Raw genomic sequence first — 14,251 nt, forward strand, 5'->3', positions numbered from 1 at the left:
AACTGGGTTGAGTACCATAAAATTAAGCAAGATGTTCTTTTGAAAGTTCTAGGCATAATTCATGAGTTAGGCGGCGATGTGGCATTCCCTACCACCACGGTAAAGCTGGACCCCATTACAATAGAAAATGCCCAAGAGCACAGCGGAGTTAAAGCATGAGTAAGACAATAGCGGTTATTGGTGGAACGGGCCTGTGTGACTGGCCTGGCGCCGAGGTGCTGGAAGAGACGGCGATTGAGACCCCCTACGGGGCGCCTAGCGCAAAATTGCAACGGATACGCTATGAATCTGCTGAATTTTTATTTCTTGCGCGTCATGGTCATGGTCACGAAATCCCCCCGCATGCGATTAATTACCGGGCAAATATTGCAGCCTTGAAACAGGTTGGTGTTGACGCGCTTATCGCGGTCAACGCGGTTGGGGGCATAAGTGAGCGCTTTGTCGCCGGGGTAATTGCTATTCCGGATCAGATTAATGACTACACTTGGGGGCGAGAACACACTTTTTTCGATGGCGCGAATGGTAAAGTTGAGCATGTCGACTTTAGTTACCCTTACAGTCAGGAATTGCGGACTCGCCTTGCAAATGCGGCAGTCGATGCCAATATAGCCTTTGAAGACTACGGCGTTTACGCAGTAACTCAGGGACCGCGTCTAGAAACTGCCGCAGAGATTCGGCGCTTGGCCAAAGATGGTAATGATATTGTTGGTATGACAGCAATGCCCGAGGCCGCTCTGGCCAGAGAGGCTGGGATTGACTACGCCTCGGTGTCTTTGGTTGTAAATCCCGGTGCAGGGCTTAGCGATAATCTGATTACGATGGAAGATATTCGCGCGGTCATTGATACCGGGATGCTACAGGTGAAGTCTATTCTTGCACATTGCATTGCTCAGACCTAAGTCCGGCAAAACTTGCGGCTAGGTGTCCCCACCTAGCCGATATTTTATTCCTTTGGCGTTACTACTTTTGTCACTTTAACAATGACACCGAATTTGGGGTGGTCAATAAAGTGCAGCTCGTCACTGCGCATCCGTCGCTGCTGTTTCATTACTACAATTTGTTCAATGGGGTAATCTGCCTCTTGCTGAGGAGAGGCGCTTGGCTGAAAGCCTGGGTTTTGCTGCTTAAACTGTAGGTATTCAGGGCTGTTTTCAAAGGCTTCATCGACCAATGGTGCGGGCTCTTCTGGCTCGTCATAGCTTTGGGGTTGCTGGGGCAGGTAGTAGTTGCCAGCATGGCTGCCAAAGCGCGCCAGCCAAAGATTGGTGTCTAAGTGGAGGTAGCGTTCAACTGCTATGCGAATATAGCCCTCCAGTTCGTAGTGTTTGCCGAACTGCTTGCCGCCTTGGATTAATATCGCTGGGGATTTTTTGCGCGCTTGCAGATCTTGTTCCCAGCTCGCTAAAAATAGCGGCTTGTAACGAGATGACATGCGCAGGGATTGAGCCGCTTTGGCGAACTCGGGGTCGCTGCTGTCGACAATTCTGGGAGAGCTGCTGCTACTGCTCGGTTGCAGGCGCACCCACTTTCTGGGGTAGCGTAAATGGACGTTGTCGGGCCAGTCTTCTTCATACATATTGCCTGGATCGTTATTGGCATAGACTACCATATCAATATGATAGCGATCCGCGTTCTGGGCAAAGGCGGTTGCGCTGAAACCCAACAATAACACCAATAGTAGGGTCGGGTAGCGGCGGTGAACTGTTGTACTCATAATGCTCGATCTCGTTTTTAATATGCGGGCTTACTATCGCAGTTCTAGTGTTTTGCTTCCAGTTTGCTCAGCAGTGCTTCGACAAAATCAAAACGCTGGGCGGGATCTTCTAAGGGCTCGCGGAATTTTAGGGCGTTCGCACCATCGAGTTGGTAGCGGGCTGGCGCAGCTTGCACTAGTTTCACGATATTAAGCGGGTGGACTTGGGTGTCTTCGCCAAACTCTACCCGACCACCTTGGTTTGACGCTTCAATTTTACTGAGGCCGAGGGCAGCTGCATGTAGTCTGATCTCGGCGCAGCGGAATAAATTTTTGACCTGATTGGGCAGGAGCCCAAAGCGATCAATCATTTCAACCTGCAATTCCCTTAATTCATGGCTATCAGCGGCGCTAGCGATACGCTTATAAAGCATCAGTCTACTTTGGACATCCGGCAAGTATTCATCCGGAATCAGTGCCGGTAAGCGTAAGTTAACTTCGATGTGATCCGCGTTATTATCTTCCAAATTGATTTTTTTGCCGGCTTTAATCGCGTTCACAGCGCGATCGAGCATGTCCATATACAGGGAAAAACCGATGGAGTGAATTTGGCCGCTCTGGCCCTCGCCGAGTAGTTCGCCAGCGCCACGGATCTCCATGTCTTGGGTTGCCAGTGTAAATCCCGCGCCAAGCGTGTCGGCTTCACTAATTGCCGTTAGACGTTTCTGTGCATCGCCAGTTAATTGCTTGGCTGGTGGAGTGAGTAAATAGGCGTAGGCCTGGTGATGTGAGCGACCGACACGCCCACGTAACTGATGGAGTTGCGCTAGACCAAATTTATCTGCCCGATCAATAATGATGGTATTGGCGTTGGGGACGTCGATACCAGTTTCGATAATTGTCGAGCAGACGAGAACATTGTGGCGTTTGTGGTAAAAATCGCTCATCACCTGTTCGAGCTCGCGCTCGCGCATTTGACCGTGGCCAACGCCAATCCGCAGCTCTGGGATCATTGCCTGTAAATCCCGGGCGGTTTTGTCAATGGTCTTAACGTCGTTGTGGAGATAGTAAACTTGGCCTCCCCGGAGAATTTCGCGAAGTATCGCCTCTTTGATCAAGCCGTCGTCGGATTCTCTGACAAAAGTTTTGACGGAGAGTCGGCGGGCTGGCGGAGTGGCGATGATGGATAGATCGCGAATGCCTGCCATCGACATATTTAGTGTGCGAGGAATGGGGGTGGCAGTCATCGTCAGTACGTCGACTTCGGCACGTAGATTTTTTAAGGCCTCCTTTTGACGGACCCCAAAGCGGTGCTCCTCATCGATGATGACTAGGCCGAGGTTTCGGTATTGAATGTCGTTGCTTAGTAGTTTGTGGGTGCCGATTAAAATGTCGACCTTACCGGCATGGAGCTCGGCAATAACGCCTTTTTGCTCCGCGGCGCTGCGAAACCGCGACAGCACTTCTATATTCACGGGCCAGTCGGCAAAGCGGTCGCGGAAGGATTCAAAATGTTGCTGCGCGAGCAGGGTAGTGGGCACCAAAATTGCCACTTGGGTGCCATTTTGTACGGCGACAAAGGCGGCGCGTACTGCAACCTCTGTTTTGCCGAAGCCAACATCGCCGCACACCAATCTGTCCATGGGGCGTAGTGATTTCAAGTCGCTGAGTACTGCTTCTATGGCCACTTGTTGGTCTGGCGTTTCCTCAAATGGAAAGGCGTCGGCGAATTGTTCGTAGTCGTCGTCGCTGAGTTCAAATGCACGGCCTTCGCGGGCTTCGCGGCGGGCGTAAATATCGAGTAACTCGGCGGCGACGTCGCGAATTTTCTCGGCTGCTTTGCGCTTAGCCTTGCTCCACTGCTCGGTGCCGAGTCTGTGTAGTGGGGCAGTGTCATCATCGGCGCCGCTGTAGCGGCTGATTAATTGCAGGGAGCCGACTGGCACATACAGTTTGGCGCCGTCGGCGTATTCCAGCGCTAAAAACTCATTGGCTTGGCTGTCGATGTTGAGTGACTGTAGGCCAAGATAGCGACCAACACCGTGGTCGGCGTGAACCACGGGGGCACCGATACGCAGTTCGGCAAGGTTCTTAACGACGCTCTCTGCACTATTTGAGGCGGCTTTCTTGCGGCGGCGACTCTGGGAAACGCGTTTGCCGAATAGCTGGGACTCGGCAATGAGGGCGAAGGGGTGGGGGGTGTCGCCGGATATGCCTTCGTCGAGGGGCGCAATGGTAATGCCAAGTTGTTTTTTACTGTCGGCAAAGTCGCGCCAACTGGTAAACGGCGCAGGCTTGAGTTTGTGCCTAGCGAGTAGGTCAATTAAGGCTTCGCGGCGCCCAGCTGATTCAGCGCAGAGCAAGACTTTGCGATCTTGGCAGTAACTGCGTAAGGCCGAGATGGGATCACTTTGCTTGGCGTCTATGCTCAGTACCGGTGCTGTAGCAATGGCAAAGTTGAAGTTGCCTGCAGCAGTTGGGAGTTCGCCTTCACTCAAACTAATACGGGGGTAGCCTTTGAGGGTGGCAAATAGCTCGGGCACGGTTTGAAAAACGGTTGCGGGCGGCAGTACTGGCCGCTGCAAATCCCCTTGGCGTTGCTCAAAGCGTTGTTGTATATCTTGCCAGTAGTGTTCGGCGGCGCCCTCTATGCCGCTGGTGTTTAGTATCCAGGCGTTGGCGGGAAGGTAGTCAAATAAGGTGCCAGTTTCTTGGAAAAACAGCGGTAAATAATATTCGATGCCGGCGGGCGCGATACCGTCACTGACGTCTTGATAAACGGGGCACTTGCGGTGGTCAACATTGAAGCGCTCATGCCATTGCCGTCGGAAGAGCGCTATGCCGTCGTCGTCAAGGGGGAATTCCTTGCCCGGTAGTAAGCTTATCTCCGCTACGGATTCGATGCCGCGCTGGGTTTCGGGGTCAAAACTGCGCAGGCTGTCGATTTCTTGGTCGAGCAGGTCTAGGCGGTAGGGGAACTCGCTGCCCATTGGGAATATATCAATTATCGCGCCGCGACTGGCGTATTCGCCGTGTTGATAAACTGTATCCACGTGGTGGTAGCCGCTTTTCTCGAGTTCTAGCTTAAAGCTGCTGATATCGACTTGTTGGCCGCGCTTTAGCAGTAGGCTGTGCTGACGAACATAGTCTGGCGGCGCTATGCGCTGCATTAGCGTGCTGATGGGCGCCACCAAAATGCCGTTTGTCATATTCGGCAGTTCGCTGAGGGTGCGCAGTCGCTCTGAAACGATGTCCTCATGGGGCGAAAAGTTGTCGTAGGGTAGGGTTTCCCAGTCGGGTAGCAAGCGTACGGGCAGCTCAGCGGCAAAAAAACGCAGGTTTTGCTCAAGTTGATAAGCAGAGGCCGTATCGGCGGTCAGTAGCAGGACCGGACTATTTAATGCTCTAGCCAATTCGGCAGCAACAAGGCCGTGGCTTGCAGAGGGGCATTGTCCCCAGCGCAGAACGCCGGCTTTTGGGGGGGTATTAATTACGGGTAATTCAATCACAGTCAGGGAATTCTGCTTTAGTCAGTGATAAATCGGGCATTGTAACCCGCTATTGGTAGTTATTACATTGTACAGATGCCGATCGGCGGTTGAACTCATGGCCAGTAATAAAGATAATACGCGCACAAAATTCTCCCCCCTCCATGCAAAGGGTATCTGCCGTGACTGAAAGAAGACGTGAGCGTCCTGATGATTATTTCGCCGACTGGAAAGAACGCGAAGCGTTAGCAGAGGGGATGATTCCCCTAATTGGTAAACTTTACCGCACCAATAACGTTAAAACTTACATCTATGGTAAGAACTTAGTCAATCTGTCGGTGCTGGATATCATGCAAGCTCACCGTTTTGTGCGTCAGGTTGAGCAAAACGAAATCTCCGAGTTTGAGACCTTTCCAATTATTCAGGCGCTTTCTACCCTAGATCTCGGTACAGCGCATATTGATGCTGGCCGTATTGCGGTTAGTTACGAAGAAACGGCTAAGGCTAGCGGTCAGTCTGTTGAAGATTTTGTCCGCAGTCAGGTGGCAAAGCTGATCGGCGGCGCCAAAGAACCAGGTCGACCTTCGCGTGACGTTGTCTTGTATGGGTTTGGACGTATTGGTCGCTTAGTTGCTCGGCTCTTAATAGAAAAGGCCGGTGGCGGCGCTAATTTACGTCTGCGCGCAGTCGTGGTTCGCCACGGTGGTGCCGAAAACGACTTGGTCAAGCGGGTGAGCTTGCTGCGTCGTGATTCAGTTCATGGGCCTTTTAACGGCACGATTCGCGTTGATGAGGAGCGCCAGTCATTCGTTGCTAATGGCGTTGAAGTGAAGGTGATTTACGCTAACTCGCCGGAAGAAGTGGATTACACAGCCTACGGCATCAATGACGCTATTTTGGTTGATAACACCGGGAAATGGCGCGATGTAGAAGGCTTGTCGACTCATTTAGGTCGCCCAGGTATCGCCAAGGTTATTTTAACTGCACCTGGCAAAGGCGATATGAAGAATATCGTTCATGGCGTAAACAGTGATCAGATCTTACCAGAAGACACTATTATCTCTGCCGCTAGTTGTACCACCAATGCTATCGCCCCACCGCTAAAGGTATTGGATGACAAGTTCGGCGTAGAGAATGGCCACGTTGAAACGGTTCACTCCTATACCAATGACCAGAACTTGATCGATAACTACCATAAAGGCGATCGTCGTGGTCGCAGCGCACCATTGAATATGGTTATTTCAGAAACGGGTGCAGCAAAGGCTGTTGGTAAGGTATTGCCCGCGATGCTAGGTAAGCTGAGTGGCAACGCAATTCGGGTGCCTACGCCAAATGTGTCTCTAGCGATTTTGAAGCTGAATCTGAAGACCGAGACCACTAAAGAAGAATTGAACGAATTTATGCGCAAAGTGGCCCTGCACTCGCCACTGCGTAAGCAAATTGACTACTCTAATTCGCCTGAAGTTGTTTCTAGCGATTTTGTCGGCTCTCGTCACGCCTGTGTATTTGATAGTGAAGCGACAATCGTCAATGGCAAGAGCGCGATTCTTTACTGCTGGTACGACAATGAGTTTGGTTATAGCTGCCAAGTCCATCGTGTACTTGAGAAAATGGCCGGTGTTGAATACGCAGTTTACCCTCAGGACTAATTGCGTAGCCGATTAACATTGCGGCCAGTCTTGACCGTAAATGTTTACACTGATGACCGATATCGTCGGCCAAGCAGTGGTAAGCAGTCCGGCGAGTCTTTATACTTGCCGCAGTTTTTGGAACGCACAACGATTTAATCGTTTGTGCGTTACTCTCGGGACGTTTTACGCCTGAGTTTACGCAGATTTGCAATTTCGCGTTCAACCATAAGAGTGTTAGACAGCCTTATGATCAAAATTACCAAGGGCCTAGATCTGCCCATATCCGGTGCGCCCGCGCAGCACATAGAGCCAGGCTCGAAAGTGCGTGCGGTAGCTGTGCTTGGTTTCGATTACCTCGGTATGAAGCCGACTATGGAGGTCAAGGTCGGCGATCGGGTGAAAACCGGTCAATTATTGTTTACCGACAAGAAAAATCCTGGCGTTCGTTATACCGCGCCGGCAACCGGCCTAGTTTCCGCGATAAATCGTGGGGAAAAGCGGGTGCTGCAATCCGTGGTTATCGACGTTGAAGACGACGAATTCGAAACCTTTGCCAAATACGATGCGAGTGCCTTGAGTACGCTTAGTGCCGAGCAGGTAGCCGAAAACCTTCAGCAGTCGGGCTTGTGGACGGCATTTCGGACTAGACCATTTAGTAAAGTGCCAGCGCTTGGTAGTAGTCCTGCGGCGATTTTTGTTACCGCAATGGATACCCATCCGCTGGCTGCTGATCCTGCGGTGGTCATCGCTGAAGCCGAAACCGATTTCAGCAATGGCTTAGAGCTATTGTGTCGTTTGACCAAGGGTAAGGTGCATTTATGTGTTGCCCCTGGCAGTGGCGTGCCGAGCTTGGATAACGAGCAATTGCGGGTTGCTGAGTTTGGTGGCGTGCATCCAGCGGGCTTGGCTGGTACCCATATCCACTTTTTGGAAGGCGCCAGCGCGACCAAAGTGGTTTGGTCGATTGGCTACCAAGATGTGATCGCCATGGGCAAGTTGTTTACCACGGGCCAGCTGAGTACTGAGCGCGTTGTCGCGCTTGCTGGGCCGCAAGTCGAGAAGCCTCGGCTGATCCGCACCCGCATAGGGGTTAGCTTGGATGAGCTTTGTGCAGGCCAAATTCGCCCCGGCAATAACCGAGTTATTTCTGGCTCAGTACTGGGTGGGCGCACCGCGCGTGGCGCAATGGCTTTCCTAGGTCGCTATCACAACCAAGTCACTGTATTGGCCGAAGGCAATCACCGTGATTTCTTGGGCTGGCTGTCACCTGGGGTGAACAAGCATTCGGCGCTACGTATTTATTTGTCGCAATTCTTTAAAAAGTCCATTGCCTACACCACCAATACCAATGGTAGTGAGCGCGCAATGGTGCCGGTAGGCGCTTACGAGCGCGTTATGCCACTGGATATTCTGCCGACTCAATTACTGCGTTCAATCATTGTGGGCGATACCCAGATGGCGCAGTCTTTGGGATGTTTAGAGTTGGACGAGGAAGACCTCGCGCTATGTACCTATGTTTGCCCTGGTAAATATGAGTACGGCCCGATCCTTCGCGACAATTTAAGCCGCATAGAGAAAGAGGGTTAAGTAATGGGGCTGAGAAAAATTCTCGACGATATGGAGCCGCATTTTGAAAAAGGCGGCCGCTATGAAAAATGGTATGCGCTTTACGAAGCCGCAGACACCATTTTTTACTCACCGTCTAGCGTCACTAAAAGCAATGCTCACGTTCGCGATGGTGTCGATTTAAAGCGGATAATGATAACCGTTTGGTTCTGCGCATTTCCGGCCATGTTCTACGGTATGTGGAATATCGGTTTTCAAGCTAACCAGATTATGGCCGAAGCAGGTATTGCTGGTGAAGGCTGGCGTCATGTCATGATCTCAATGATGGCGGGTTACGATTCAGCCAGTATTTGGGATAATTTTTGGCACGGCTTTTGGTATTTTATTCCGGTTTACGCTGTAACATTTGTTGTTGGCGGCTTCTGGGAAGTCTTGTTTGCCATGAAGCGTGGCCACGAAGTTAACGAAGGTTTCTTTGTTACTTCAATTCTATTTGCCTTAATCTGCCCGCCGAGCATTCCTTTGTGGCAGGTCGCACTCGGTATCAGCTTTGGTGTGGTAATTGCCAAGGAAGTATTTGGCGGCACCGGCAAAAACTTCTTAAACCCCGCATTAGCGGGCCGCGCGTTCCTGTTCTTCGCTTATCCCGCACAGATGTCTGGCGACGCTGTTTGGACAGCAGTTGATGGCTTCACTGGCGCAACTCCGCTGTCTGTAGTCGCTAGCGATGGCATGGCGGTACTGCAAGAGAAAATGACGTGGATGGACGCCTTCCTCGGCAATATGCACGGCTCAATGGGCGAAGTGTCGACCTTGGCAATTTTCTTGGGCGGCGGCGTACTTTTGTGGACCGGCATCGCCTCTTGGCGCATCGTGGTTGGTGTATTGATTGGCATGGTTGGCCTGTCGATGCTGTTCAACTCCATGCAGAGTGACAATTTAATGATGGCCATGCCCTGGCATTGGCATTTAGTCCTCGGCGGCTTTGCTTTCGGCATGATGTTTATGGCGACTGACCCGGTGTCATCGTCTATGACCAATACCGGTAAGTGGATTTTCGGTGCGTTGATCGGCTGCATGGTGGTATTGATTCGTGTTGTGAACCCGGCTTTCCCTGAGGGCATGATGCTGGCAATTTTGTTTGCCAACTTATTTGCGCCGTTAATTGATCATTTTGTGGTGCAGGCGAATATCAAGCGGAGGTTGGCGCGTGGCTAATAACGACAGTATCCAAAGAACACTGCTGGTTGCCGTAACGCTGTGTATTGTCTGCGCACTATTTGTTTCTAGTGCTGCGGTTATGCTCAAACCGGCGCAGGTAATTAATAAGGCCCTAGATCGTAAAGCCAATATCTTGGCTGCGGCAGGCTTGTTAGTGCCCGGTGAGAGCATCGAAGAGCAGTTTAAGCAGGTCACCACCAAAATTGTTGATCTTAATACCGGTAAGTTTAGCGATGAAATCGCTTTAAAAGGTTTTGAACAGGCTAAAGTCGCTAAAGATTCGGCGACGTCAATTGCACTGGGCGAAGACGATATGGCGAAGATTCGCCGCCGCGAAAACTATGCCATGGTGTATTTGATTGAGAAAAATGGCCAGTACGATAAAGTGATTTTACCGGTCCGCGGCTACGGTCTGTGGTCAACACTCTATGGTTTTGTCGCGCTGGAAAGTGACTTTAATACCGTCGCTGGCTTGGGTTTCTATGAGCACGGTGAAACGCCGGGCTTAGGTGGCGAAGTCGATAACCCTAAGTGGAAAGCGATGTGGCCTGGCAAAGAAATTTATGACGACGGCGACGTCGCCATAGAGTTGGTGAAAGGCAATGTCGACAGCAGCACACCCAATGCCGAAAACAAAGTAGATGCCCTGTCAGGCGCGACTTTAACCAGTCGCGGTGTCAGCAACTTGTTGCGTTTTTGGATGGGTGAGCTGGGTTATAAATCATTTTTAAGCAACTTGCGTTCAGGGGAGGCATAAACCATGTCGACAATGAAAGAAGCCCTAACGAGTCCAATTTTACAGAACAACCCGATTGCCTTGCAGATACTCGGTATCTGTTCGGCTTTGGCGGTAACTTCCAGCCTTAAAGTGACGCTGGTAATGTGTATTTCTGTGATCTTGGTGACCGGCTGTTCAAGCTTTGCGGTGTCACTGATTCGTAATCAGATCCCCAGTAGCATCCGTATTATCGTGCAGATGGTAATTATTGCCTCACTGGTTATTGTCGTTGACCAGCTTTTAAAGGCCTATGCTTTTGCCATCAGTAAACAACTCTCGGTATTTGTTGGTTTGATCATCACCAACTGTATTGTAATGGGCCGTGCTGAAGGCTTCGCAATGAAGAATCCGCCGCTGGCGAGTTTTGTTGACGGTATCGGTAACGGTTTGGGCTATAGCGTAGTGCTGATTAGTATTGCGGTTGTGCGCGAATTGTTTGGCTCGGGAAAATTATTCGGTTTTGAAGTACTGCCGCTTATCACCGATGGCGGTTGGTACGTGCCCAATGGCTTGCTGCTATTACCTCCGAGCGCCTTCTTCCTGATTGGTATTTTTATCTGGGTATTGCGCTCCGTTAAAACCGATCAGGTTGAAAAAGAAGAGTTCAAGATTACCAAGAATACCCGCAGCGTTAAGGAGGCCTTTTAATGGAACACTATATAAGCCTGTTTGTACGCTCGGTGTTTATTGAAAACATGGCGTTGGCCTTTTTCCTAGGTATGTGTACATTTTTGGCGATTTCCAAAAAAATTCAAGCCGCGATTGGCTTGGGGATTGCGGTAATCGTGGTAATGGCGCTGACCGTTCCGGTCAATAGCCTGATATACAACTATTTGCTCCGCGAAGGTGCATTGGCTTGGGCGGGATATCCCGACGTTGATCTGAGTTTTCTGGGCCTGTTGAGTTATATCGGGGTTATCGCCGCCATCGTGCAGATTATGGAAATGGTTTTAGATAAATACGTACCGGTGCTCTATAACGCACTGGGCGTGTTCCTGCCACTCATTACCGTAAACTGCGCAATTATGGGTGGCTCGCTGTTCATGGTTGAACGCGACTACGGCTTTGCTGACTCGGTAGTTTACGGCGCCGGCGCGGGTACGGGCTGGGCCTTGGCAATTGTCGCGCTGGCCGGTATCCGCGAAAAACTTAAATACAGCGATGTTCCCGAAGGCCTACGTGGTCTGGGCATTACTTTTATCACTGTTGGCTTAATGTCGTTGGGCTTTATGTCCTTCGGCGGTATTGATCTCTAACCGAGAAGACTGGAGAGGAATTAATGAATACAGTAGTTATTCTCGGTGTGGGCATGTTTACCGCGATTGTATTGTCGCTGGTGGGCATCATCTTGTTCGCTCGCTCGCGCCTAGTGAGCAGCGGCAATGTCACCATCGAGATCAATGGCGAAAAAACCATAACCGTGCCGGCAGGCGATAAATTATTAAACACTTTGTCTGGCCAAGGCGTATTTCTTGCCTCGGCCTGTGGTGGTGGCGGTAGCTGCGCCCAGTGTAAGTGTATTGTTAGCGACGGCGGCGGCTCTATGCTCGCTACCGAAGAAGCGCATTTTAGCCCTCGCGAAGCCCGTGAAGGCTGGCGCCTATCTTGCCAGACGCCTGTTAAGCAGGATATGAAGATTGAAGTGCCAGAGGACGTCTTTGGCGTTAAACAGTGGGAATGTACCGTCGAGTCCAACCCCAACGTGGCGACCTTCATTAAAGAGCTGACCTTGAAACTGCCAGAAGGTGAGAACGTCAACTTCCGTGCTGGTGGCTATGTGCAGTTGGAATGCCCGCCGCACCATGTTAAGTATTCAGACTTTGATATTCCGGCTGAGTATAAAGGTGACTGGGAGCGTTTCGGCTTCTTAAATGTTGAATCAAAAGTGGAAGAGACGGTTATCCGTGCTTATTCCATGGCCAATTACCCAGAAGAGCGGGGCATTGTTAAGTTCAATATTCGCGCGGCAACCCCGCCACCAAATAACCTTGCCTTAACACCAGGTCAGATGTCTTCTTGGGTATTTAGCCTCAAGCCTGGTGACAAAGTGAAAGTGTACGGTCCCTTTGGTGAGTTCTTTGCTAAAGAGACTGATGCTGAGATGGTTTTTGTTGGCGGTGGTGCTGGTATGGCACCAATGCGCTCACATATCTTCGACCAGCTGATGCGTTTAAAAACCAAACGTAAAATTACCTTCTGGTACGGCGCTCGCTCTATGCGCGAAGCTTTCTACGTGGAAGAGTACGACAAGCTGGCTGCTGAAAACGAGAACTTTGAGTGGCATTTAGCGCTCTCTGATCCACAGCCTGAAGATAACTGGACTGGCATGACCGGCTTTATCCATCAGGTATTGTTTGAAAATTACCTGAAGGATCATGAAGCTCCGGAAGATTGTGAGTACTATATGTGTGGGCCGCCGATGATGAACTCGGCCGTTATCAAAATGCTGGAAGATCTCGGTGTTGAACAAGACAATATTCTCCTCGATGACTTCGGTGGGTAATCTGCCTTGCAAGACAATAAAAGCAGCCTTAGTGCTGCTTTTATTGTTTTTGGCAGCCTGCTCAGCGAAACAGCCGCCGTTTTTGCAAATTAGCGGCAGCACCATGGGTACTAGCTACCACATCACCCTGCGTCAGCCGAGTGATGAGTGGACGGAAAAAACGCTAAAAGAAGCCTTGGACCTGCGTTTACAGGCTTTTAATCAACTTGCTTCTACGTATATACCTGATTCAGAGTTGAATCGTTTGAACAGCGCGCCGATTGGTGAAGGGCATGCTGTTATGCCCATGTTGTTTGATATTTTATTATTGGCGACCGAAGTTAGCTGGTTGAGTAATGGTGCTTTTGATATCACGGTAGCGCCACTCGTTGATTTATGGGGCTTTGGACCGGTAAGGCACGAAGTTAAGCCTGACGACAAAGCAGTCGCCGCGGCTCTGGAGCAAGTGGGTTTCGATCAAATTGAATTAGATTTGCTCGACAAAACCGTGCTGAAGAATCGTAAATTGCACATTGATCTATCTGCAATCGCCAAGGGCTATGGAGTCGACGTCGTCGCGCTGTGGCTTGAGTCCCTAGGGACGACGGATTATTTGGTTGAAATTGGCGGTGAAATGCGGGTGGCCGGGTTGAGCCCTAGAGGTGATCAATGGCGAATTGGCGTTGAAAACCCCGATGTCAGCAACCCAGAAACAGTACCGATTCGGCTTGGCAATATTGGCGTAGCGACCTCTGGGGATTACCGCAATTACTTTGAAGAAGACGGTATTCGCTATTCCCATACTATCGACCCAAACACTGGCCGGCCGATTACCCACAATTTGGCTTCGGTAACGGTGCTTGATCCGTCTTGCGCTTTCGCTGATGCAATGGCCACTGCGTTTTTGGTGATGGGCGGGGATAAGACGATGAAACTTGCGGAGCAATTGCAGATTCCGGTTTATCTAATTGAAAAGAGCGAAGCCGGTTTTGTCCGTCGCTACAGCTCAGCGTTTGCTTCCTATCTGGAGCAGGAGAAATAAAATGGCGACAGTATTTGCTGCGTTTATTGTGATGTTACTGATTGTTGGTGCCATGTCGATTGGTGTGCTGATGGGGCGTAAGCCTATTGCGGGTTCCTGTGGTGGTGTTGGTGCAGCCCTTAGTGACCCGAATTACGTCTGTGATTTATGTGGTAATGACCCTAAGAAATGCACCGAGGAAAACGATGCAGCAGCGGCTGCGCGGAATAAATCGAGCACGAAATTTTACGACGCAAGTCGTTGAATTAGGCGTCGGGCGTCTGACGTCTGACGTCTGACGATCCGTTCTGCCAAACTGCTACTCGCTCCAAATACGCCTTCCTCGCAATCTCCATGTCTTTCAAAAATGG

The 14,251-nt window shown here is 50.6% G+C and carries 12 protein-coding genes; 10 read left to right on the forward strand and 2 right to left on the reverse strand.

The annotated features are described in order from the left end of the window. Positions 1-155 precede the first annotated feature (155 nt). Positions 156-899: an S-methyl-5'-thioinosine phosphorylase gene (locus ABYT30_RS08105; RefSeq protein ID WP_373079425.1), complete on the forward strand. Its 744-nt coding sequence runs from the start codon at positions 156-158 to the stop codon at positions 897-899. Positions 900-943: 44 nt separating this feature from the next. Here the strand turns inward: ABYT30_RS08105 and ABYT30_RS08110 are convergent, their stop codons facing one another. Both ABYT30_RS08110 and mfd read right to left on the reverse strand, forming a co-directional pair. Beyond that, complete coding sequence (locus ABYT30_RS08110) at positions 944-1,714, reverse strand: CsiV family protein (protein ID WP_373095942.1); 771 nt, start codon at positions 1,712-1,714, stop codon at positions 944-946. A gap of 44 nt (positions 1,715-1,758) precedes the next feature. Then, positions 1,759-5,202, reverse strand: a complete 3,444-nt coding sequence (mfd, locus tag ABYT30_RS08115; protein WP_373095944.1) for a transcription-repair coupling factor — start codon at positions 5,200-5,202, stop codon at positions 1,759-1,761. 161 nt (positions 5,203-5,363) lie between these two features. On the opposite strand from mfd, the gene ABYT30_RS08120 reads away from it, so the two are divergent. The 9 genes from ABYT30_RS08120 to nqrM all read left to right on the forward strand — a co-directional run bounded on the left by ABYT30_RS08120 (position 5,364) and on the right by nqrM (position 14,145). Continuing rightward, the gene (locus ABYT30_RS08120; RefSeq protein ID WP_373079431.1) at positions 5,364-6,830 is read left to right on the forward strand and encodes a glyceraldehyde-3-phosphate dehydrogenase; all 1,467 of its coding nucleotides are present in this window, start codon (positions 5,364-5,366) and stop codon (positions 6,828-6,830) included. 228 nt (positions 6,831-7,058) lie between these two features. Then, the gene (locus ABYT30_RS08125; RefSeq protein ID WP_373095946.1) at positions 7,059-8,399 is read left to right on the forward strand and encodes a Na(+)-translocating NADH-quinone reductase subunit A; all 1,341 of its coding nucleotides are present in this window, start codon (positions 7,059-7,061) and stop codon (positions 8,397-8,399) included. Positions 8,400-8,402: 3 nt separating this feature from the next. Next, positions 8,403-9,596: an NADH:ubiquinone reductase (Na(+)-transporting) subunit B gene (locus tag ABYT30_RS08130; RefSeq protein WP_373079435.1), complete on the forward strand. Its 1,194-nt coding sequence runs from the start codon at positions 8,403-8,405 to the stop codon at positions 9,594-9,596. Next, entirely contained in the window at positions 9,589-10,356 is a 768-nt protein-coding gene (locus ABYT30_RS08135; RefSeq protein WP_373095948.1) for a Na(+)-translocating NADH-quinone reductase subunit C, read from the forward strand. Before ABYT30_RS08130 ends, ABYT30_RS08135 begins: the two co-directional genes overlap by 8 nt. Before the next feature lie 3 nt (positions 10,357-10,359). Beyond that, on the forward strand, positions 10,360-11,025 hold the full coding sequence (locus ABYT30_RS08140; RefSeq protein WP_373079440.1) for an NADH:ubiquinone reductase (Na(+)-transporting) subunit D: 666 nt from the start codon (positions 10,360-10,362) through the stop codon (positions 11,023-11,025). Next, a complete protein-coding gene (gene nqrE / locus ABYT30_RS08145) occupies positions 11,025-11,633 on the forward strand; it encodes an NADH:ubiquinone reductase (Na(+)-transporting) subunit E (RefSeq protein ID WP_373079442.1) in 609 nt (202 codons plus the stop codon). The genes ABYT30_RS08140 and nqrE overlap by 1 nt, the downstream gene beginning before the upstream one ends. Positions 11,634-11,656: 23 nt before the next feature. Further along, positions 11,657-12,880, forward strand: a complete 1,224-nt coding sequence (gene nqrF / locus ABYT30_RS08150) for an NADH:ubiquinone reductase (Na(+)-transporting) subunit F (protein WP_373079443.1) — start codon at positions 11,657-11,659, stop codon at positions 12,878-12,880. A 31-nt stretch (positions 12,881-12,911) separates the two neighbouring features. Continuing rightward, positions 12,912-13,901: an FAD:protein FMN transferase gene (locus tag ABYT30_RS08155; protein ID WP_373079446.1), complete on the forward strand. Its 990-nt coding sequence runs from the start codon at positions 12,912-12,914 to the stop codon at positions 13,899-13,901. Between the two features lies 1 nt (position 13,902). Beyond that, a complete protein-coding gene (gene nqrM, locus ABYT30_RS08160) occupies positions 13,903-14,145 on the forward strand; it encodes a (Na+)-NQR maturation NqrM (protein ID WP_373079449.1) in 243 nt (80 codons plus the stop codon). Positions 14,146-14,251 lie beyond the last annotated feature (106 nt).

Source organism: Zhongshania sp., assembly GCF_041623545.1.
Classification (GTDB): Bacteria; Pseudomonadota; Gammaproteobacteria; order Pseudomonadales; family Spongiibacteraceae; genus Spongiibacter.

What these genes read in the sequence shown, in the direction of transcription:
- nqrE (WP_373079442.1), top strand. Translation starts at nt 11,025, where the DNA reads ATGGAACACTATATAAGCCTGTTTGTACGCTCGGTGTTTATTGAAAAC.
- ABYT30_RS08105 (WP_373079425.1), top strand. Translation starts at nt 156, where the DNA reads ATGAGTAAGACAATAGCGGTTATTGGTGGAACGGGCCTGTGTGACTGG.
- ABYT30_RS08125 (WP_373095946.1), top strand. Translation starts at nt 7,059, where the DNA reads ATGATCAAAATTACCAAGGGCCTAGATCTGCCCATATCCGGTGCGCCC.
- ABYT30_RS08130 (WP_373079435.1), top strand. Translation starts at nt 8,403, where the DNA reads ATGGGGCTGAGAAAAATTCTCGACGATATGGAGCCGCATTTTGAAAAA.
- nqrM (WP_373079449.1), top strand. Translation starts at nt 13,903, where the DNA reads ATGGCGACAGTATTTGCTGCGTTTATTGTGATGTTACTGATTGTTGGT.
- nqrF (WP_373079443.1), top strand. Translation starts at nt 11,657, where the DNA reads ATGAATACAGTAGTTATTCTCGGTGTGGGCATGTTTACCGCGATTGTA.
- ABYT30_RS08140 (WP_373079440.1), top strand. Translation starts at nt 10,360, where the DNA reads ATGTCGACAATGAAAGAAGCCCTAACGAGTCCAATTTTACAGAACAAC.
- ABYT30_RS08110 (WP_373095942.1), bottom strand. Translation starts at nt 1,714, where the DNA reads ATGAGTACAACAGTTCACCGCCGCTACCCGACCCTACTATTGGTGTTA.